Consider the following 21,390-nt stretch of genomic DNA (forward strand, 5'->3'; position numbering starts at 1 on the left):
TTCTTTAATTAAGCCTGTCTACAAGCCTATTTCCTCTATAGGTTAGCTTTGCTATTCTCAATTTTGCCCAATATAAATTTTTTTATTAAACCACTTGACTAACATTAGCTGGTTTATATGATGTATGGACGGGTACTAAACTTCGTTGAAAGATGAGACATATTGATCCAATACAAGTTATTACTTCTTATTTTTAATTATTTCGGATTTACATAAATATCAAGTCCATATTTTTTGCCTTCATTGATAATTCTATCTGTTTGAAAACGGCTAAGACATTCAGCAAACACATACTTGCTACTATTCCTAGCTATTTGTAATAACTCTGGTGTACTCTTTTCAATACCCGGAAATATTTTTTTGAGATGAATTATTTGTTTTGTTAATGGAATATTAACAGACCATTTTATTGCTAAATCAAATCTGGGCGCAAAATGTGGGGTACACTCTAAATTCAACTCAAATTTCTCTCCTGTATCTGAGCATCTATATACTTCTTTATCATCTTGAATGCTAATTAAAGTTGGTATTGGTCTTTTATCTAATAAATAATTAAGTAATTCTATTCTAACTATTTTGTTTCCGTTTTGTTTCATTTGGTTTATAACAAATTTTGCTTCTTCATTATCTTCAATAATCAGTGCAGCATTGTTAGTTATATTAAATATTGAATAACTATCTTCTGAAGATTTTATAAGTACATAGTCATCCTTTTTAGATTTCCATAAATATTCATTCTCTTCACTCAAGCTTATTCACCTCGTCAAATATATTAGAATGCTTATATCTGTGTATAGAAATATAAATTTTCTATAGTCCATATGTCATATAACACTTAGTAGTGTATTTGAAGTAAAGCACGCTTTTAATCAACACCTATAAACAAAAGTTGCAGGCTCTAACTAAAAAATTAAATCATGCTCTATTTCAAATACGCTTAGTTGAACGAAGCCGGTTAGGCTGTCTATGGTATTTCAATTTTTCACACCCATCACAACAGAATAACTTAGACATCGTAATTATAATTTTACCATATTTGTCCTAGAACTCTATCTATATTTTTGAAATATTTTGACATATTCATGCTATTTAGATACACTTTCCCCCTCCCCAAGCAACCTTCGGTTTATGAAGTTTTTATTTTCACTGGATGAGAGCATGCTGTAGGCCGTAAGCTAGCCGTTCTTTTCATTATTCCGATTTCGCAGCATGGACATTTTGATATATCTTTCCCCCAAATCTTTAGTATCAGTTCTTCTACACTTAACCTCTTGTTCCTTTCTAAACTCATCGTAGTCTTAGTATTAGTCAATCTTTTGCAGTCCTTCAGCTTTGTCTTCCTATTTCTGTTGCCAAGTATTCCATAGTGTCTTATCTTAACAAACTTGTCGGGCAGAATGTGCATCAGGAATCTCCTTATGAACTCCTCAGAGGGCACAGTCATTAGCTTATCCTTATTATCCCTGTAATCTCTCCACTTATATGTAACAAAACCATTCTCACAAGATACTATTCTGTTGTTTGATATAGCTACTCTATGAGTGTATCTGCCAAGATACTGAAGCACATACTCGGCAGTCTTGAATGGGGCTTTACAGTAAACAACCCAATCCTTTTGCCTTAAGCCTTCCATAACATACAAAAACACATCTGCTTTTGACAGCTCTTCTATTTCGCCCATGAATTTTAGCTCTTTACTGAAATATGCGTTCTGAAGGTATGCTATAAACTTTCCTTTGAATTTCTTAGATAATACCCTAACGGGGATAAAGAATTTCTTTTTTGAGTTTATCCACCTTACTCCACTTGCTGAAAGTCCTCCTGAGGGTACTATGCAGTGTATATGAGGGTGAAACATAAGATTTTGCCCCCATGTATGAAGAAGCGCAGTAATGCCTACTTGAGCTCCAAGATATTTAGGATTTAAAGCAAGCTCAAGAAGAGTTTCAGAAACAGCTCTGAATAGTATTTTATATACAACCTCCTGGTTTCTGAGTGCTATCGCACTAAGTTCTGATGGCAGAGTAAAAACAACATGAAAGTAGGCCACGGATAGCAAATCAGCCTTGCGATTCTCAAGCCACTGCTCTCTAGCAAGGCTTTGACATTTTGGACAATGTCTGTTACGGCAGGAATTATAGGAAATCCTAGTATGTCCACATTCATCACACTTATCAACATGTCCTCCAAGTGCAGAGGTTCTGCAGGCCTCTATTGAGCTCATGGCCTTAAGCTGATTAAGCGGCAGCTTATGATTTTGACGATACCTAGAGCCAAATTGCTGAAATATATTTTGTACTTCAATCATGCTCGTACCATTAAAGCATATCTAGAGGGCTTTTTATGTTTCTGATTTTCATATTGGTCATATGGAGGTATATACTTGTGGACTTTATATTAGTATGACCCAAGAGCCTTTGTATATAGTAGATGTCTACTCCGCTTTCGAGAAGGTGGGTTGCAAAGCAATGCCTTAAGGTGTGTACTGTTGCAGGCTTTGCTATCCCAACCTTATGCACAGCTTTGTCCATCATCTTTTCAACACTTCGTGTTGTAAGCGGCTTATCTTTGTCTTGTCCGGGAAAAAGCCAGTCTATAGGTCTGAAATATTTAAAGTAGTCTCTTAGAAGTTTAAGATTTCCGTCTGAAAGTAACGTAAGTCTATCCTTACTTCCCTTGCCTTGTCTTACTCTTATCTGCATATTTGTACTGTCTATGTCTGATATCTTTAAGTTTACAACTTCACTAACCCTTAGGCCTGCGGCATAAATAGTAGTTAAAATAGCCTTGTGTTTTAAGTTTCTAACAGACTCTAATATATCTTTAACTTCCTTTTGGGATAGTACTTGTGGCAGCCTCTTTTCCTTCTTTGTCCTCGGTATTTTTTTCATGTCCCATTGTTTATTGAGAGTAGTCTCATAAAGAAATTTTAATCCACTATAAGCCTGATTCACAAAGGACTTGCTTAGATTTCTTTCAGAGATGAGATAATGGAGATAGGCTTTGATATCTTCAGTATCCAGTAGCTCTGGCGACTTGTTGTAGTGCTTGGCAAACAATGCTACATGGCTTAGATATGATTGTTGGGTACTAGGGCTGAAACCCTTAAGTTCCATGTCTCTTTTGAATTGTTCTCTTAATTTTGTCATAATAAAAACTCCTTTTTATATTAAGATTTTTGAATCTTATACAAAAGGAGTTATTTCCACATTCTAGTATTTAAAACACTTTATTAAATTTTATAATAAATCTTAAGTTGTTGCATATTCCCCACCGCACTCAGTGCGGTTTAGTTCAACATGCGGCATTTGCGAACCTGTTTCGCAAATGCTTAACTATATCTGATAATTCCATAGTGAGTAATATTATACAGTCCTGCATTAACTGCAACAACTTGATTAATATAACCCATAAGAGATTCTGAACTAATTACTTTTCACGGAATATTTCCATAGCCTGTCCCGGAGCGTAATATACTTGCTCCATCATCATCTTCAAGTATTTCTGCTAGTGTTCGATTATCACACATGCTATTAGAAAGAGTTGAAATAAATTCTTCAACTTGTTTTTCAGTTTTTAGCAACTTTTTTTGTATAATTCCCAAGGAATTTGCTTACCAAAATCTGATTCACATTCATAATTGATCTCACAATGATATTCAAGCAAGGTCTCCTTATATTTTGAAATGTCTATTTTTCTATATATTCACCATGAATACATACTCTCCCATTATCTGGACATCTTGCGTCAAATTGTTTTGAACGACTATTTCCATAGTCTAAATCTGCACCATTTTGCAAAGCATAAACATAAGGATATATGCAATTCCAAAACTCATGGCATAATGGAGGACATAAATCTTCTACTATGTATTCATCACCTTTTTTGAAATAACCACCTCTACATTTACTTTCAGTTACTGTTAGTTTTACTTTTCCCATTGTACTTTTTCCTCCATAAATTCCATTTATCTAACTCACAATATCTTATTATCATTCATTTGCATTATTAGCTAACCATATATAAGCATTATTCACCACTTACTTTTTTAACAATAATTTTATTCCAAAGTAAATAAGAATGATACCTACTGAAAAGTTAAGAATTTGAATAATTATTTGTGGTAAGAACCCACTTAAAATGCTCCCCAAAAACGCTACAATTGTCAAAAATGATATTGTAGACAGGATGCATCCAATCCCAAAAAAAACAAGTTGTTTTTTGCTAAAATCATTTTCAGCAACTTGAGATGAGAATACACTCCCCCAAAAGATAATAGTCAGCGGGTTTGATGCAGTTAAAAGTACACCTTGGAGGAAAACACTGTGATTAGTCGCATTTGAGAATAATGTTAAATCTGGCAATAATGTAAAACCAAATGCTCCCGTTGCTGTATTTATCCCAAACAGTACTAATACAATACACCCTAATACTTTAATGGTGGTTTTAATCTTTTCTTTATTAATAATCATGGCGACACCAAGACCAGATAATATTATGTATAGCCCATCAATAAGAGAAATTGCCATAACAAGCGATAGACCCATCAAAAAGCCATATGTAGTTGAACTGTTAAATACCATTAAGCACATTGGGCCAACAGCAAGTTGTAATAACATTCCAAACTTAAATCCCTTAAAAATCATTTCTTGTCCTCCGATTTATGAATAATATCTATTCCGCATTGTTTTACTATTGCAAATTAACCCTATTATAATGTTGAAATTGGAGGCAGCTTTGATGGGGTGCTTTTATTGGGCCATAAAAGAATATTCCTAGTTACAGAAATTAATTATTAAATATCTCAACTGTAATATCAGCATCATTTTTATTATAAAACTTTATACTGTTAATATCTAAAAATGTCCTTTCTGTTTCAGAAGGCACTGAGCAATATGCCATATAGTATTCCTGCTTTGGAATAGTAATCTTGTACTCTTTATTTTCTAATAGTACACTTGCATATGAAATTTTATTATCATAGTTTTTACCCTTTAGAATAAGATATTTTCCTCTATTTGTCTTAACTATTTCATCTCTAAAAGAGCCATTACCATATCCTGTAGTGTCAATTTTGTATTTATTATTAATTCCTTAAAATATTATTCATTAACGTTTCTTGCTGCCGACGTTCCTGAACCTAGTGCGATGCCTTTGGTGAAGAAATGTTCCTTGGCAATGGTTTTAAGATTTCCGTAGAATATACTTGGAAAAATCTCTTAGCATATTTTTATCATCAATTTGTTTTAAAACACTGTTTTCTAAAACTAAAGAGAATAGCATTAATCCAATAAAAATATCAATGTATACATCTTTTAAGTCGAAGGTAAAAAAACCATTTACTAATATATAATCTAAACTGCCATTCCAAAAGATTTTATCAATTAGTGAACACATAGCACCAGAAAATATAAAAGCAAACATAATATTTATAATTTTATTTGTGCCTAATTTCGTATTTAGATATTTATAAAACAAATATATTAATATGATCATAATTATCACTAATATAATATGTATCCATTTACCCACATTTAATTGCAACATAGAATTAACCCATGAATAATCCCTATTAAACATTGGCTTAAAATATAGCAAAGGAGGTAATATAGGCAATCTTTTATTAAGAAAATTATAATTAATTATTATTTTAATAACTTGCTCTATTGTTATTAATAAGGCCACACCTGTCCAAGTTTTTTTATTCTCTATCTTCATGTTTCTCTATACCACCTAATCTAAATTATTTTTTCTACTATGTCCTAAACAAAATCTTATAAGGTTTTAATATTGATTGATTTTAGTAGCTACAGCCAATATTACCATACATATAATTATGACTAAAGATATCCATCTACTTATGCTTGCACCTAAATTATTTTTGAACTTATACCATATAAGAAGATTACTAAGCAACTATACTTACACTATGAATACCTTATGCTGCCTGCTAATATATTTTTTCAGCCTCCTTCTTAATAGGTACATAATTACTATTGAGTCTTAGTAAAATTATTAAAGACTTTGAACTGTAAGAATTTTTATACAAAATTACATATAACATCTTGTGCTGCCTACATTTCCGAACCCTAGCACGACGCGCTTGGTGAAGGGATGTGCCTTGGCGTCATTACACATTAAGCCTATATATTGATTATAAACCATATACTTACACAGCACTATATAAAAAAGTCCTCCAGCCAGGGCGGACGGCAGCATTTTGTTATATGTATTATTAAGTTATTCACTTTAAATAGAGCTAGTTTTAATTGCTTGTTATATTTATATTATGTATTCATCATATTCACAGTTTTTGAGAACATATTTAGAAAAGTCAACCTCTGATGCATTATTAAAATATTTATAAATAACCTTTGATATATATCCATGTGTTACAATAAGCACATTTTTATCTTTTGAATAATCATTGAGTATTGTATGTAACGCCTTATGCACTCTCTTTTCCACAGTCTCCAAAGTTTCTGCACCATCAGGCGAGTTTGCTTCCCACATCAAAGGATATTGATTTTTAGCCTCTTCTCTTGTTAACCCCTCATAAACCCCCACACATTTTTCAACAAGTTCATTCATTTCTATAAATGGGAGTTTCATTTCATTACTGATGATTCTCGCTGTTTCTTTTGCTCTTTTTAATGTTGACGAAATGATAATATCGATAGACATATCTTTAAGCTTTTCAGCTAGTATTTTTGCTTGCTCATAACCTTTATCATTTAACTCTATGTCCGTACTTCCGGTATATCTACCCTCCACATTATAATTTGTTTCTTCATGCCTAACCACTATTAACTTCCCCATAGTGTTCCCCCCTCAATTTTCAACCTTTAATTTAAATAGATTTCTTGGCTAAGATAAATCATATATAGATCTATGCTCTGGCAATCTATTTATACAAAATTACATATAACGTTTCTAATTTCCGATACCGAGAAGCTTAGAAAGCTCTTTTCTTAGCTTCGCAGGTATAGCTTGGCTATCTTTTCAAGCGAAGCTGAACGGAAATTTTTTGTTATCTGTAGTTTTTGCAACTACACTTTAAAAGCCACTATCCAAAATAGTCTTTTATAGGTTAGCGATCTCTGAAAGTTTCGAAATAAAGCTTACGCCTATAATATATGGTTTTATTCTTTCGAAGTAATGTGTTCGATTCCAGTCATGATTGCTGATAGTTTCGTTTTAAAAAACTCGGGAAACACATGAAACTGTTCTAAATTCTCAATAGGCAACCAATGCAAATGTTCTTTTGCTCCTTGGTCTCCATAGCTTTTACATACAAAATTCTCATTGTTGTTTTCTTTCATCAAATAGAAGAAGGCAATTTCATGATAATGTTCTCTTGTTATTTCTTCACGAAAAAAGTGTTCGTGGATAAAGGCTAACCTGTCAATTTCAAATTTAATACCAGTTTCCTCAAATGTCTCACGAACAACAGCTTCTTCGGATGTTTCATTTAATTTTACTCTTCCACCAACTGAATAATAATAAGGTGCACTATCATTTTTAATCATAAGTATTTTTTTGTCTCTTATTATAATTGCTCCAACCCTGTAATTAAATGTCCCTTTACTAGTTTTAAATGTCAAATCTTGCTTATCCATTGTAATTCCCCCATTAGGTAAATTATATTTGTATCGTAATATTCTACAATTGTGTCTCAATAAATAATTTTAAAAACCTTTGAGCTATTACTCTGTTTTTCAAAAATTATATCTAACTATTAAAACAAAAACAGGTTCGCTAAATATGCTATATTTAGTTAGACTCGCAACCTGTTTCACTAATTATTAACTATAACTGATAATTCCTTAGTGCGTAATAAATTACCACTATCCATTTGCTTCTTTGACATATTTATATCCTCCTTTTTTGATTAACTCACAGTATTTTACACTCGCGAAACAATATTTTACTATCGCGCCATATACGAAAATTATGAACCAACTAAACTTTATATTATGCTCATTATAGGTTTCAATTCTATCTTAATTAACGGGAAGCCATCTTAGCTCATCTGCTTTAATTGCGCTGTTGACAATCTCATATCCGAGCTTATATAAAGGCTTATTATCACTTGAATATGCGATAGCATTTAAAACATTCCATGGTATACCTTTATTCCATGTAAAAATTACCACTTCGCCGTAAGGGATGTTTTTTACAAGTAAATCACTATTTGAACCCATTTTAATATAGGAAACTTTTTTGTCAAAACTCTGAACAGGAACAGTTGTAACACCTTTCTCTCCATTGTTGAGACTACACCACCCAACTAGCTTTATATTATCATCTGTTTTATTTGCCCAATACGAGTTTCCGTTTAATCTCCAAAAAGGAAATACACGTTCCGTTAAGACTGTACGATATTTATCATCATTTTCATAAAAGAACACTCTGTAAGAACCAATTTTAACGTCGCCAAGTAATATTGATTTTTCATTGACATACGAGTTGTATTTAGCCGCCTGAATAGCATTAAATCGTATTCCACTGAAATAAGAGAAAGCAATTGCAAGACATAAGCAAATAACGAAAGTTAAATAAAACTTTCGTTGCTTTAAAAACTTGTTTGTACTCATAAAACTCTCCTCCATCCTATTTACCAACAATACTGTAGAAAACTTATCTTAACTCGTCATAAATTACAGGGTTGCACTAACCTTTCAGACTTGATTAATGCAATCCATAGGAAGATTACGAAGCAAAACTGTTAAAAAATATAAGTTTTGCTTCGCCCTAATCCATTATTTATCCATCAACTTTTTACAAATAAAAATACTTATTATATTTAGCAATCCTCCAGCTAGTATGCAAATCCCTATTGGAAACTTATCAAATAGCAATCCAAATATTATTTGACCTAATGGAGCAAGTGCAAAGGATAGACTCATCATAGCACTTTCTACTCTACCTAGAATATTTAATGGTACAAAATCTTGTTCTATCGTATAAATAGCTAGATTAGCAATTAAGTCAAATAACATTATCGTAAAAAATATGATAAATAATATTATTATTGGAATTAGGCTCACTTTTGTAAGTTTGAGAAATAAGCTATTTGATATAAAACTTAAACTTAGTATTATAAGCGAACTTATTCCCAAGGATTTAATCATAAGATTTTTTAGCTGAAACTTTCTTGAGGCTAAAGTAAATAAAAGCGGAGCGATAAACATAGGTATTATTAAACCCGACTGAAATAAACCATATTGTATATCAGTGGCATTAAAGATATTTTTCAGTATATAAGGTTGACCTATAGTAATTATTGGAGATAGAAAAAAATTAATGGTCATAAGCAGTATACATATAGAAAGTATTAATTTTTGATTGACAATAAATTTAATTCCTTCAGTAAAGTCTATCCAAAAACTTTTCACTGTAATTTTTTCTGGCAAGTTATTATTTCTTGGTACTTGTATAAACACTTCACTTAACCCTGATAATAAGAAACTAATTGAATTAATTACAAGTATAAAAGATAAACCCAAATACTGCAGTAACACACCTGCAATTATCGGAGCTAATATGTTAGCTGCCGAAGAAGTTACTGTCCATAGGCTATTTGCTTCCGGAAGTTTTTCTTTATCAACAATACTTGGAAGTATTGTTGTAATTGCTGGTTGAAATATTGTTGAAATAATAGATAAAAGTACAACCAAGATTGATAATCTAAATATACTCAAGGAATTATTTATCAAGTACATGAAAGCGAATATTAGAGCCAATAACCCACTTAATACATCTAATAGAACTACTAACTTCTTTCTGTTAACCCAGTCTACAATTACACCTGAAATTGGTCCTATTATAAGTTCGGGTACAAAAGAAAGTGATAAAATGGTTGCAAATTTCGAAGCAGAACCAGTTATGTTTAAAACATAAAGAGCTAACGCAAAGCTCTGCATTTTAGAACCTGCACCCGAAACAACCTGACCAATTAATAATAAAACAAAATTTTTATTTTTTAACAGCTCAAATTTCAATTAATATATCTCCCTTCATTTAAAACTTATTAATTGAAATTTGAGCTTGAGTAAATCGTGTTTGTCACACTTGCACCTCCTGAAAGCTATATTATTAAAATTTTCTGCTCCAATCCCACGTTTCATGAATTGTCTCAACTTTAAAACTTAAATCCCAATAAAATTGCTGATCTCCGCCAAGCATTCCTCTACACTTTGGTGATATTCTCATTACGCGATTTGCTGCCTCGTATATCAATGCTCTTGCAATCCCCTTTCGTCTTTCCCACCATACAACTCCAAGGGGCTCCAGTTCGCAATAAGGCATTTTTTCATCATACCATATAATAGCAATTCCTACTGGTTTACCTTCCTCATCCAGTACGCATAAATCAAGTTCCGGCTTATATCCTGGCATTTTTCTTAAATTATAAAATCCGCTTTCAATAGTTTCTGCTATTGGCAGCGTATAGTTAAATGAAAACATATGTGTATTTGACATAAAAAAATCTGGTGTTTTGTTACCATCAGCTATGGTATATCCTTCTGTAAGAACAACATCAAATTTATCTCCTGTAAACGGTAATATCAGTGACCGTTCAACATCCTCTGATAATGAATAACCTCTCTCCTGTGCCATCTTTTTTACCAAGTCATATTCTGGTGAGATCAACAGGTGCAGAAATCTAGTCTTATTCGGATAGTTTTTAGGGATACAGGACATATGGGTTTCTGCGTGATGAAACATCCTCTCAAGAAGTTCTCTATCGCTTTGTCTTTCTATGGAATCAAAAAGAAAGAATGCCTCCCCATTCCAAGCTCCTTCACTTATAACTGCTGAAACAACTTTTCCGGCTTCTTCCCATATTCCAACAGTATGTCTCCAATTATCCACTACATTTCCCCATGCAACATGCAATCCAAGGCTAAACTCATGACGACTAAATCCCCAAGTTGGATTTCCCCACGCATAGCTTGCAAACACAAGTTCCTCTAACTTTAAAAAGTCTTTCTCCTCATAATACCTAAAAGAAATACCCATAATATTTCCCCCTTATTCATTGCAATTCTATAATATTGTTTTAGTTCGTAAAACAACAAAAAATATATTCTGTCCGCTAGTGAGTAAGACAAAGACACTAGTTATTTCTTCAATAACTTTTCAAAATAACCATAATTAAAATCCTTATTCTCTATCACATGGTTTCCACCTTCAAAGTTAGAACAGGCCGTTGTCAATTCTCTATCAACCCACCATACTGCAATCTCTTTTTCATCATGATAGAATGTGATAATAAATCGCACTTCATTAAGCGGTTTACTCATCTGTCTAACTTTCATAGAATTATAAATGCCAAGAATATTCTTAATTTCTGTTTCATCCGTAATAGTCACTTCAAAATCTACCTTATCTTTTTCTGCTTCATGAACAACTTTAATCCTATTTGCCTCTATTGGAATAACTGAAACAATTTTTTTGGCCCCACCTACTGCTATTGTTTCATGTTTGCTGCATCCTATAAGCATGGACACAATACAAACTAGTGAAAGGGTTAATACAATAATCTTCTTCATACTATCATCCTCAACTATGCTTAAATATATAATATTTACACCATATTTTTTTGAAACTATTTCAATAAGCTTGATCATTGCCATCTTTCCATATCCTCTGCCCTAGTACTTTTCATCAATCATTATTCTATCAATCCAAGTATCCTTATTAGGCTCAAAAGAACCATACATAGCATACCCAATAACTTCCTCACTATAATATATAGCTACAGGATTCCATTATTTACAAATATTTGCTTCTTTTAAACATTCGTCTACAGTCTCAATAAATTTTTATTGACCACGCTTTAATTTTATCTTCCTAACAGTGCTTTCATTATTGTGATCAACATCTTTAAAAAAACATATTACTCATCTTATTCCCCTCAACTATTTATTATTTTTGAGTAAAATGAGTTAAATGAATATCTTTAATTTAAGACTTCGAAGTCCAGCCCCGATATTGCCATTGCATATAGCATTTCTAATTTCCGACCCCGAGAAGCCTAGAGCGACCGCACTTGGGTTTTTAGATGTGCCTTAGCGTCCTATGAATTAAACCTATAAATTGATTATAAGTTATATTTTTACATATATCTATATAAAAATATCGCCTTAGCTAAGGCGAACTGCAGTACATTGTTATTTGATGTTTCAGGTCTTTTACTCTCTATATGCGTAGGGTTATTCCTCAAAATTTCTTTCCATGTTATTTACAATAGTTGATAATAGCAAACTAAAGTTTATTTTTAATATCAACAATACTATTCTTTTGAAACAATATGCTCTATGCCCACTATGTTGTCTAATAATTTAGTTTTAAAAAACTCTGGAATTATATAAGTTTCATCTAAACCTTCGATAGGCAACCAATTCAAACTTTCTTTGGGCCCTTGATCCGTAAAACTTCTATTTGATAAATCTATTTTAGGGTTTTCTTTCATTAAAAAGTAAAAGACAATTTCATGATAGTGTTTTCCTGCCATTTCAAAAAATCGCTCTTGGATAAAAGAAAGTCTATCAATTTGAAATTCAATTCCTGTTTCCTCATAAGCCTCACGTATAACGGCTTCTTCCGAGGTTTCGTTTATTCTAACCTTTCCACCGACTGTATAATAACATGGATAATCTTCATGTTTTGCCATAAGCAATTTATTATCTTTTATAATAATTGCCGCGACCCTATAAGTAAAGCAACCTTGATTAGTTTTAAATGCTAAATCTTGCTCTTCCACAGATTTCCTCCTGTTCATGATATAAATAACTTTTTTATAGTAACATCCTACTATTGCAATTTATCTTTATTTAATAAAAGTCAAAAAAATTTAGATGCGTAAACTAAGACTACCATAGACCCGAAATTTCAAATAACGTTTCGTGTTTCCGATGTCGTCAGAACCTTAGTGCTCGCACTTAGGCTGTGGCGATGTCGGAAACATATTGTTAGATGACGTCCCCCCTCGTAAATTTCCAGTAATTTCAAGCAAAATCACTATTAACTACTACGTACTTAATAGACATTATGAAGTAAAACAACTTCTGATTATGCTCAAACATCACATAAAGCATATTTTTCATACCATATGCGGACGTACGTTCACCAATCTTGTGTATATTAGATGTTTAAAATTATTATAGAAATGACTCTATCCTATGATTCTTTTGTTCTTTGTGATAACAGTTATTCTAATTATCATTGTTCTTACTTTCAAGCATGTTCTTACCGAGCACAATACATTTCAAATAGCATAACATATAATGTTACCCACTTATTAGGTTGTCCAACCATTCCAACATCGAAATATGGTACCTTGAATGAATTACTAAGTAAGTATTTTCCCTCATCGCCTTCATAACTGTGTAATATCTCCCACGCTCTTTGGCAATTATCATTATTTCCAGAACCAAGAATAGAAAGCCCATACATTATCATTTGTAGACCTATATGTACGTGATCAATTGGATAAAAGGTACTTGTCATATCTTTTATGATTATCTTTTCAGTCACATAATCATGAAACACAACATTGTGACTCATATAGAAATTAATTATTGAATCAAATTGCGGTAAAGTAATACCAATCTTTTTTAATTCAGCTGCGAGTAAAAGATATGTCGTAATCTGTCTGTAGCACCCCATATCTGGTAACTTAGAATCGTTTGTTTTCTTACCTTTGTCTAGGCAACGAACTGTTCCATCCTCCCGTATAGTAGAAAATGACAAATATATTTGCTCTTCTACCCACGGATGCTCATAATATCCAAGTGAGACTAGATTCCTTAGTAATAGGGTTTTGGCACACTTCATGCTTAGGTTTATCTTCTTTATTATACGTTCAACATATTCATCAATAGGTATATCATTACGTGTTAATCCAAATTCAGTAATAGACAAGAGAGCGTTAATATGTTCCCACTTGTTATTTACCTGAAACTTATCCAACACTAAACTAAGTGTTTCTGAATCTAATAAGTTATCATATGCTTTCTTAACCTCGATGTCGTCTTTTGTTCGCCCTTGAAGTTCTATCATTGTACGGTATTTGATTTGTGGTGTATCATCTTCAAGAAGCCAATTGATTACATTATTCATTGTTATCCTCCCTAGTATATAAGTATACCTAGTACATATTCTTTACTTTGATTATGAAATCTTCATAACAATATATATCTTAGCATTCACTCTTAAGTACCCCTTTATCGTCTAAATCAGTTTAATCCTATAATAATCGTGATAATCTCTGTATGTATCAATGTACTCCCATCTATTGTTTTCTAAAGCTTCACGACGCTCTAATGCCTTAGAAATAGCCTTTGTGACTATGCATTCATTACCAAAGAACGCATAGAAATTATCTCTTGCAAAATTGAATAGTTCAGATAGATAGCATGCTTTCTCATATTCACTACAAATATCTATACGTAGAACCCCCGTTTCACCACTAAAGCCCTCGATTGTACCTACAGTCTCTTCTGTTGCATTATCAACTATAGAAAACCTAACAAAGTATTTCTTTTGGTAAAAATTAATCCAATAGCCTATTGTCTCTTGCATCTTCTCCTCAGAATCAACAAAAAAACCGAAATCGCAATTATCATCATTCATAAATTCAACCGCTCTTATGTCATTATAGCATCTAAAAAGTGATTTGCTGTCATCTTCTCTAATAAGTCTAATTATAAAGCTCTTTGTTGTTATTATTGGGCATTCTATATATGGATTCATTCTTATAATCTCCTTTATCTCAATTTAATAATTTTGATTTGTATGTAATTATTCTATAGATATCATTTATAAGCTATGCAGCTAAATTAAGCGCGTTTCTTGAATTAATGCTTTTATTTGAACAAAACAAATACTATGTGTTTTATAAATAATCTCTAGTTCGCACTTGGAAACTAATTGTATATAGTAGCGCTCTATATATTAACAATCGATATTATACATGTGATACTAATCTTTTTTTCTAGGGGGATGTCATCTAACGTTCCCGCACTCAAGACGTTCCTGAACCTAACCCAAAAGGAATACCTCTTGGCGTGCTTGCACCGGTGAAGGAATGTGCTTTGGCTACTTTGAAGGCTTGACCCCATACAGCCAAAGCGAACTTGAGTGCTTTGTTAGATGAAGCGCGATATAACTTCAATTTCAATTAGTGCTATTTTACTCATATTTTGATAAATAATATAGGTGATATACACATAATTAAAGTTGAAACTATGCTAACAGACCCTTACAAATTGGAATTTGTACATTTCGACTTATCTTACTCTGAATGAAATAAGAATCATAACTACTCAAAAAACTTTCCCTTATAAAAATTCTCATTCCCAAGTTTTTTTGCCATCAGCCTAAACATAACACAACCATCTGGGCATACAATATCTTTGCTATATTTACTAGTTCCACCGATATTCTCTAAATCACCGCCACTCCTGACAGCCTCCATTATTGGAAACATAATCATCATGACTTTGGAACAAATACCTTGTCCATCAGTATTTACAGGACAGCCATAGGTACAGGTATACTTATCTCCGACTTCCTCTCCATTTCGGCAATATCTCTCAGTGTGGTCTCCACGAAGAAACCCTATAACCTCGATTTCCCATTCATACTCCTCATCATACCATTTTTTCATGATAAACCTCCTTATTCTAACTTTTCTGATCTTGCTAATATCAAGACAAATTACTATTTGTTTTCTACTATTGTAATAAAAATTCTTTATAAAACAATCAATATTGGCATTTCTTACTTTAGCGTTTCATCTAACGTTCCTAATTTCCGACGCCGAGAAGCTTAGAAAGCTCTTTTCTTAGCTTCACAGGTGTAGCTCGTCTATCTTCTCAAGCTAATCTGAACAAAAATTTATTGTTATACGCTACTTTAGCCTCTACACCTTGAACTGAATCTATTTAAAAACTCTAATTTACTCACATAAGAAGAAGAGCGTGAATCAAATATTATTCTTACAGATTTTTATTAGAACATGCTCTCCAGTGATTTTCATCTAAATCAAGTTATAGATAAAATTTCAATCTTTTCAATTTTCATGGTCTATAATTACCTCCATTTATGAAATACTCTTCTACTCAAGTGCATATTTTATTGCTTGTTCAACAAATTTCTTTGTCATGGCCGTTTTGCTAACTACTTCATCAACGGATAGCCCTTGTTTATAAAGACGATTCACTACACCCTCCATTGCTTCTCCAATTGATACAATGTGTTTATCAGGGTCATAGAACGTTATACCCCTTTGCCCCCAAGGTGCTTCCTGTATTTCATGTATGAATTCGACCTTTAATTGTTTGAGTTCATTATATACATCATCTAACTCTTCCGTTTCAAAATTTAACTCAACACTATTAGACCCATATAAGATTTTATGAGAACCTCTCATCATGTGTATTTCTTCAAAGTGAGTTCTTAAATGAACTGCTAAGCCACATTCAAAAGAAACATTGACTCCAAAATCATATATTACCTTTTGTCTTAAAATCTTTTCATAAAAATTCCTTGAAAGTTCGAGATTTTCAACCAATATAATTGGACCCATAAATTTCATTTTTCCATCTCCCCATATTTCATTAAATTAATACTTAGGTGTTGATTATATGTAGTACATAACTCAGCTTAATTCGTAGCATTCTGCAATTACGTATCAGTAAATTTAAATCTAAGCAACTCGTACTATTTGCTTTTTATCATCAAAGTTGCGTATAACGTTGCTTGTTCAAGACACCGAGAAGCCTAGAGCGACTGCACTTGGCTTCGCAGGTGTGCTTTGCAGTCTTTTCATGCAAAACTGACTTGAACATATTGTTATATGTAGTTTTTGCAACTACACTTCAATCTAATACTTATCTAAACAACTCCAAATAGTTTCGTGCTAAATGAATATTGTGTACTTTGGATCATCCCATTTGATGTGGGTGACATCACTGCATATTCATTGTCACGATGATTTCTTCTTCAATTCCCTCAATCCAATCACGTGGAATATTTTCTCTGTTTATCAATGCCAACATTACTACTATATCCGCTATTTTTCCTAGCTTATGCCAATTTTCAGGTAATGTTCTATAGCTCATAACATTATATCCCTCGGCAAAATCTCTTTTCATTTTATCATCTATATATTCAGAATAATTCTCTCTAGTTCTAAAAAGTTTCCCAATGTCATAATAACACGGTGCAGAAAAACAATATTCAAAATCAATAAACCATGGTGTATCATGAACGTCTATAAGGATATTCGAGGGGATAAAATCACCATGACAGAATACGTTTTTTTTGGATATTCGCTCTATTAAGTGGCGATTATCGTCAATGAAATGTTCTAAATCTCGCTTTAGTTTTTCGTTCAAATGTTTTCCTGGCATTCCAGCAAGAAAGAATTCATATTGATTTTCAAATTGTGTTACTTGTTTCTTAATGCATAAATCGTCATCTAATAATGCCGTACAGTCATATTCCTTTCTATGCAATAACGCAAGCATACTTCCGATTTTATAGGCAATATTGTTTGTGAAACCTCTGTTTTTTGCCACATACTCTCTCAATGTCAGTCCATCAATGTATTGAAAAATCGCATAAGTATTATCAATTATGGTTTTACTGTTATCAAAATGCAGTATCTCGGGTACTTTAATGATATAGTGAGCGTGCTTATAAGCAGCTATTTCAATATCGCTATGGTCATTGTTTTTAGGATAAACTTTAAGCAAATACTTTTTGTTGTTCGCTTCAACCATATAATTACTTGTACTCATTCCGTCTGTGATTGGAACTATATTTTGAATTAGAAGTCGGTTATTATATTTAGAGAAAATAGTGTGAATAACTTCTGTGTCTACGGATTCAAAATTAAATAATCTTTCGTTATTTTGTGACATGTAACCACCCCGCCTAATATAAATAATCATTACCTCACCATTATTTACAAATCCAAATTATCTTTATCTTGCAATACCCCAAGAGCCTCCTGCGTAGTATACTCTTTAATAGACCTAAAATGTCTCATAACGTCTCGCATTCGAGACACCGAGAAGCTTAGTGCGACCGCACTTGGCTTCGCAGGTGTGCTTTGCAATCTTCTCATGCAAAGCGAACTTGAACACATTGTTAGCAGATGGAATATTTCTACGCTCACTTTTTCGATAGTTTTAACTTCCTCTGCTCTGTACTATTGCATCACAATATGAGAAGACTGCGAACTATCAGTTCGCAAGTGCACATCATTTTAATATTGTTTCATTATACTAATGTCCAAAAGAATCTATTAGTCAAGGTGAATTTTTGTCTTTTCTGATCAAAAAATTATTATATTCTCTAATTCTAATTTCTCTTTATTTCCATCAACTTTTAGTATTCTTAAGCCATCTGTATTCAGCCATAGCCTCTTCTTCACTTTTAAATACCTTCATAACTCTCCCGAGTTCAACTGCAAATTCAATAAACCCCTGACCTGTTGAAGTTATTATATTACCATCAACTACAACATCCTTATTTAATATAGTTGATTTTTTAAATAATGGCATACATTCAAGATGAGATTTAAGCCCTTCACCTGCTCCAGTGCACCTTCTACCCTCAAGCATTCCATAGCTTGCCATAAGAACTGTGCCCCCACAAATCCCCGCAATAAACTTATTTTTTGCATTTAATACTCTTACAAAGTTCCTAAGCTTTACATTGTCATAAAGGTGCTTCGTATCTCCACCTGGAATTAAAAAAAGATCAATTTCATCAGGATTAAGTTCCTCGATTGTCTTGTCAGGCATAAATTTTTGTTTTGCCTCGCTTACATAGACACGATCTTCCAGGGCTACTGAAAAGATATTTTCATTTCTAAGTTCATTTAAAGCAAGCCCAACCTCATAACCCCAAAATTCATCATAATATAATATACATACATTCATACAATTACCTCCCCTTTAATATTTCAATAACTTACAATACAATCTCTAGCGCAACGCGCTTGGCGAAGGAATATGTTTTGGCTGTCTTCTCAAGCCAAAGCTAACTTGAGTGCGTTGTTAGCTTATGGAATATGCTAGCCTAATACTTTAGTCGAAAATCATTTTAGTCCTCTCTTCTTTTCTTAGGCTTTTAATTCAACATATAAGAAAAATTCGTCTTAACTCCGATAATTTATTTTATCTAAATTTAAGAATATAATTATCCTCTTGATCAGTGGAACTCTCTACTTTAAAATTACAATTAGATAATACTTTATTAGACCCTAAATTTGTTTTTAAAACCTTGGCAGATATCCCTTTACAACATTGAAACCCGTAAGCCCATTTTACTAATATTTCTAAAGCCTCTGTCATAAGTCTTTGCTTTCTATAATTAGGTGAAATACTGTATCCAACTTCTGAATAACCATTCTCATCTGGTAATCCTTTAAAACCAATAAAACCTATACCTTTCTCATTGTCCTTATCAATAATCAGCCAGTATGTATACCATTCGTGGATATCTTCACTAATATTTTTCATTTTCTCAAGTTTCTTTAATATTGCTAATTTAACAAAATCAAATATTGCTTCTAATTCAATGTGGGTTTCAACATTATCAATCTCATTGTTATAAATATGTAATAGTTCATTAAATGATAAAGGTTTTAAAAGTAATCTTTTTGATTCTAAAACTTTCCTACTCAATCCAATACCTCCATTTTATTATTTTTTTTATTGCACAATATCTTACAGGTCTTATAATATCCATGACTACGGAATAATAACTTTCTTAAGCATACTCTTTCTGCTAACGTTCCTAATTTCCGACGCCGAGACACTTAGCCAGCCTTGGCTTAGTGTCTCAGGTGTAGCTTGGCTATCTTTTCAAGTCAAGCCGAACGGAAATTTTTTGTTATATGATGTTTTAAATCTTTTGCTATCTATGTGTGTGGTTATTATCCATATAAATGTATCTTCCTTTAAGTGTACAATATAAGAATAATATGAACTAATTCGCTTTTATAAATTTCTATGTCTCACGCTGCTAATATATCAAACAGCGGTAAAAACAATATTAAGAATATACTTATAGGAACTATAAGCTGAAACTTCCAAACTAAATCATGCCCCCAATTATAAAATATTGTTATTATCACTCTGGAAAACCAAATGAATAGAAGTAAACTATAAAAACTAATTGCAACTATTTCCTTATTAAACACTTCTCTTTGGAATATTAATAATATAATACTCAATCCAGTTAAACTGATAGAGAAAAATATATTACACCAATTAATTGCAACCCATAACCATTTCGGAACATCAGGGATATACTTATGCCATTTATATATTGATGGCACAAAAAAGTGCCAAATTCCTACTCCTGCACTTAAAAATATACCTATTATGAAAAAAATTCTATATGGATTCATTGCCTCACCCCACTAAACTTGTTGAATAATAGTTTACTCTTGCATCGTCATAAATAAAGATTGCGAATTAATTTACTTCGTACTATGCTTATACTATTCGCCTGCTCTTTTTGTCGTATATCACAACGGTTACAATTGAAACAAGAAAAATCACAGCATTTTCGGCAATGGTTCCCGCCCAAGTCATAGTCATGGTGCCAAAGATGGGGGATGCCGCATTGAACATGGTGTGGAATAATACGCACATAAACACACGGCCTTTGCCTGATATTTTGTAGATTGCCCCGTTGAAAAACCGAAACACCATGAGTTGAACTGCAAACATCCAAAAGTTAATGAGTCCCTCTCCGTGATTCGTACCCGGAATGAAGAAGAGAGGGATATGCCATAAAATCCAAATGATTCCAACAAAAACAGAAGATAAAACAAAGCCATATTTTTTGTCAAGCTCAGGCTGCAATATGTACATCCAGCCAGCTTCCTCCAAGCCACCGATAATAAGACCACCAGGCAGAGAAAGGAAAAACGTATAAAATGGAAGCACCATTTCCGTGCGGCCTGAAACTGCAATATGTATCAAAAAATACAGTGCAAGCCCTGCAACAACGAACAAATAGAGGCATATGTTATTTTTGGCGTAAAAAACAGTTTTCAACCATTCCTTAAAATCTGCTATTTTGTTATTTTTCTTCAGAACGATATATGAAGCAATAGCGGGCGACAAAATATAGATTGCAAAAGGAATATTCATCCCGAATTGCTGTAACGAGTGAACCCAATTGTGAACCGAATATCCGAATTGCCCAAGAGCAATCAAAGCACCTGACACAAGATAGGCTATGCAAAATGTCAGCATCGTAAATTGTACTATGATTTTTTTATCTGTCACGATTTCTTCACCTCACGTTTTGAAATATACATTAAATTTTGACGGATGGACGCTTTGACTT

At 32.6% G+C, this 21,390-nt stretch carries 23 protein-coding genes; all 23 read right to left on the minus strand.

What is annotated here, in order from left to right:
• Positions 1-197: 197 nt before the first annotated feature.
• Positions 198-749 carry a hypothetical protein gene (locus JK636_RS18660; protein ID WP_202750494.1) on the minus strand — a complete coding sequence of 184 codons (552 nt, stop codon included), beginning with the start codon at positions 747-749 and terminating at the stop codon, positions 198-200.
• A 377-nt stretch (positions 750-1,126) separates the two neighbouring features.
• Positions 1,127-2,308 (minus strand): IS91 family transposase, encoded by a 1,182-nt coding sequence (locus JK636_RS18665; RefSeq protein WP_202750495.1) that lies wholly within the window; start codon positions 2,306-2,308, stop codon positions 1,127-1,129.
• 10 nt (positions 2,309-2,318) lie between these two features.
• Positions 2,319-3,149: a site-specific tyrosine recombinase/integron integrase gene (gene xerA, locus JK636_RS18670; protein ID WP_202750496.1), complete on the minus strand. Its 831-nt coding sequence runs from the start codon at positions 3,147-3,149 to the stop codon at positions 2,319-2,321.
• Positions 3,150-3,436: 287 nt separating this feature from the next.
• Complete coding sequence (locus tag JK636_RS18675) at positions 3,437-3,604, minus strand: hypothetical protein (RefSeq protein ID WP_202750497.1); 168 nt, start codon at positions 3,602-3,604, stop codon at positions 3,437-3,439.
• Positions 3,605-3,689: 85 nt separating this feature from the next.
• Entirely contained in the window at positions 3,690-3,941 is a 252-nt protein-coding gene (locus JK636_RS18680; RefSeq protein WP_202750498.1) for a TIGR04076 family protein, read from the minus strand.
• A 99-nt stretch (positions 3,942-4,040) separates the two neighbouring features.
• Positions 4,041-4,646, minus strand: a complete 606-nt coding sequence (locus JK636_RS18685; RefSeq protein ID WP_202750499.1) for a LysE family translocator — start codon at positions 4,644-4,646, stop codon at positions 4,041-4,043.
• A 538-nt stretch (positions 4,647-5,184) separates the two neighbouring features.
• Entirely contained in the window at positions 5,185-5,718 is a 534-nt protein-coding gene (locus JK636_RS18690) for a signal peptidase II (protein ID WP_202750500.1), read from the minus strand.
• 564 nt (positions 5,719-6,282) lie between these two features.
• Positions 6,283-6,819, minus strand: coding sequence for a histidine phosphatase family protein (locus JK636_RS18695; protein ID WP_202750501.1), 537 nt, complete (start codon positions 6,817-6,819; stop codon positions 6,283-6,285).
• A gap of 323 nt (positions 6,820-7,142) precedes the next feature.
• Complete coding sequence (locus tag JK636_RS18700) at positions 7,143-7,619, minus strand: NUDIX hydrolase (RefSeq protein ID WP_202750502.1); 477 nt, start codon at positions 7,617-7,619, stop codon at positions 7,143-7,145.
• Between the two features lie 384 nt (positions 7,620-8,003).
• Positions 8,004-8,597 (minus strand): hypothetical protein, encoded by a 594-nt coding sequence (locus tag JK636_RS18705; protein ID WP_202750503.1) that lies wholly within the window; start codon positions 8,595-8,597, stop codon positions 8,004-8,006.
• Between the two features lie 165 nt (positions 8,598-8,762).
• The gene (locus tag JK636_RS18710) at positions 8,763-10,004 is read right to left on the minus strand and encodes an MFS transporter (protein ID WP_202750504.1); all 1,242 of its coding nucleotides are present in this window, start codon (positions 10,002-10,004) and stop codon (positions 8,763-8,765) included.
• A 94-nt stretch (positions 10,005-10,098) separates the two neighbouring features.
• The gene (locus JK636_RS18715) at positions 10,099-11,025 is read right to left on the minus strand and encodes a GNAT family N-acetyltransferase (RefSeq protein WP_202750505.1); all 927 of its coding nucleotides are present in this window, start codon (positions 11,023-11,025) and stop codon (positions 10,099-10,101) included.
• A gap of 101 nt (positions 11,026-11,126) precedes the next feature.
• Positions 11,127-11,642, minus strand: a complete 516-nt coding sequence (locus JK636_RS18720) for a hypothetical protein (protein ID WP_202750506.1) — start codon at positions 11,640-11,642, stop codon at positions 11,127-11,129.
• A gap of 659 nt (positions 11,643-12,301) precedes the next feature.
• On the minus strand, positions 12,302-12,772 hold the full coding sequence (locus JK636_RS18725) for an NUDIX domain-containing protein (RefSeq protein WP_202750507.1): 471 nt from the start codon (positions 12,770-12,772) through the stop codon (positions 12,302-12,304).
• A gap of 485 nt (positions 12,773-13,257) precedes the next feature.
• Positions 13,258-14,130 (minus strand): hypothetical protein, encoded by an 873-nt coding sequence (locus tag JK636_RS18730; RefSeq protein ID WP_202750508.1) that lies wholly within the window; start codon positions 14,128-14,130, stop codon positions 13,258-13,260.
• A gap of 111 nt (positions 14,131-14,241) precedes the next feature.
• The gene (locus JK636_RS18735) at positions 14,242-14,763 is read right to left on the minus strand and encodes a GNAT family N-acetyltransferase (RefSeq protein WP_202750509.1); all 522 of its coding nucleotides are present in this window, start codon (positions 14,761-14,763) and stop codon (positions 14,242-14,244) included.
• A 568-nt stretch (positions 14,764-15,331) separates the two neighbouring features.
• Positions 15,332-15,679, minus strand: a complete 348-nt coding sequence (locus JK636_RS18740) for a TIGR04076 family protein (protein ID WP_202750510.1) — start codon at positions 15,677-15,679, stop codon at positions 15,332-15,334.
• A 450-nt stretch (positions 15,680-16,129) separates the two neighbouring features.
• The gene (locus tag JK636_RS18745) at positions 16,130-16,609 is read right to left on the minus strand and encodes a VOC family protein (RefSeq protein ID WP_202750511.1); all 480 of its coding nucleotides are present in this window, start codon (positions 16,607-16,609) and stop codon (positions 16,130-16,132) included.
• A 373-nt stretch (positions 16,610-16,982) separates the two neighbouring features.
• Positions 16,983-17,939, minus strand: coding sequence for an aminoglycoside phosphotransferase family protein (locus JK636_RS18750; protein ID WP_202750512.1), 957 nt, complete (start codon positions 17,937-17,939; stop codon positions 16,983-16,985).
• Between the two features lie 462 nt (positions 17,940-18,401).
• On the minus strand, positions 18,402-18,965 hold the full coding sequence (locus tag JK636_RS18755) for a DJ-1/PfpI family protein (RefSeq protein WP_202750513.1): 564 nt from the start codon (positions 18,963-18,965) through the stop codon (positions 18,402-18,404).
• A 237-nt stretch (positions 18,966-19,202) separates the two neighbouring features.
• A complete protein-coding gene (locus JK636_RS18760) occupies positions 19,203-19,712 on the minus strand; it encodes a GNAT family N-acetyltransferase (protein ID WP_202750514.1) in 510 nt (169 codons plus the stop codon).
• Between the two features lie 332 nt (positions 19,713-20,044).
• Positions 20,045-20,440 carry a hypothetical protein gene (locus JK636_RS18765; RefSeq protein WP_202750515.1) on the minus strand — a complete coding sequence of 132 codons (396 nt, stop codon included), beginning with the start codon at positions 20,438-20,440 and terminating at the stop codon, positions 20,045-20,047.
• Positions 20,441-20,528: 88 nt separating this feature from the next.
• Positions 20,529-21,329 (minus strand): CPBP family glutamic-type intramembrane protease, encoded by an 801-nt coding sequence (locus JK636_RS18770; RefSeq protein ID WP_202750516.1) that lies wholly within the window; start codon positions 21,327-21,329, stop codon positions 20,529-20,531.
• Positions 21,330-21,390 lie beyond the last annotated feature (61 nt).

It is taken from the genome of Clostridium rhizosphaerae (genome assembly GCF_016765585.1).
GTDB classification, from domain to species: domain Bacteria; phylum Bacillota; class Clostridia; order Clostridiales; family Clostridiaceae; genus Clostridium_AT; species Clostridium_AT rhizosphaerae.

Coding starts and splice junctions, on each gene's coding strand:
- JK636_RS18755 (WP_202750513.1), bottom strand. CDS start 18,965: ATGAATGTATGTATATTATATTATGATGAATTTTGGGGTTATGAGGTT.
- JK636_RS18765 (WP_202750515.1), bottom strand. CDS start 20,440: ATGAATCCATATAGAATTTTTTTCATAATAGGTATATTTTTAAGTGCA.
- JK636_RS18665 (WP_202750495.1), bottom strand. CDS start 2,308: ATGATTGAAGTACAAAATATATTTCAGCAATTTGGCTCTAGGTATCGT.
- JK636_RS18685 (WP_202750499.1), bottom strand. CDS start 4,646: ATGATTTTTAAGGGATTTAAGTTTGGAATGTTATTACAACTTGCTGTT.
- JK636_RS18695 (WP_202750501.1), bottom strand. CDS start 6,819: ATGGGGAAGTTAATAGTGGTTAGGCATGAAGAAACAAATTATAATGTG.
- JK636_RS18730 (WP_202750508.1), bottom strand. CDS start 14,130: ATGAATAATGTAATCAATTGGCTTCTTGAAGATGATACACCACAAATC.
- xerA (WP_202750496.1), bottom strand. CDS start 3,149: ATGACAAAATTAAGAGAACAATTCAAAAGAGACATGGAACTTAAGGGT.
- JK636_RS18700 (WP_202750502.1), bottom strand. CDS start 7,619: ATGGATAAGCAAGATTTGACATTTAAAACTAGTAAAGGGACATTTAAT.
- JK636_RS18720 (WP_202750506.1), bottom strand. CDS start 11,642: ATGGCAATGATCAAGCTTATTGAAATAGTTTCAAAAAAATATGGTGTA.
- JK636_RS18705 (WP_202750503.1), bottom strand. CDS start 8,597: ATGAGTACAAACAAGTTTTTAAAGCAACGAAAGTTTTATTTAACTTTC.
- JK636_RS18750 (WP_202750512.1), bottom strand. CDS start 17,939: ATGTCACAAAATAACGAAAGATTATTTAATTTTGAATCCGTAGACACA.
- JK636_RS18740 (WP_202750510.1), bottom strand. CDS start 15,679: ATGAAAAAATGGTATGATGAGGAGTATGAATGGGAAATCGAGGTTATA.
- JK636_RS18735 (WP_202750509.1), bottom strand. CDS start 14,763: ATGAATCCATATATAGAATGCCCAATAATAACAACAAAGAGCTTTATA.
- JK636_RS18745 (WP_202750511.1), bottom strand. CDS start 16,609: ATGAAATTTATGGGTCCAATTATATTGGTTGAAAATCTCGAACTTTCA.
- JK636_RS18715 (WP_202750505.1), bottom strand. CDS start 11,025: ATGGGTATTTCTTTTAGGTATTATGAGGAGAAAGACTTTTTAAAGTTA.
- JK636_RS18690 (WP_202750500.1), bottom strand. CDS start 5,718: ATGAAGATAGAGAATAAAAAAACTTGGACAGGTGTGGCCTTATTAATA.
- JK636_RS18680 (WP_202750498.1), bottom strand. CDS start 3,941: ATGGGAAAAGTAAAACTAACAGTAACTGAAAGTAAATGTAGAGGTGGT.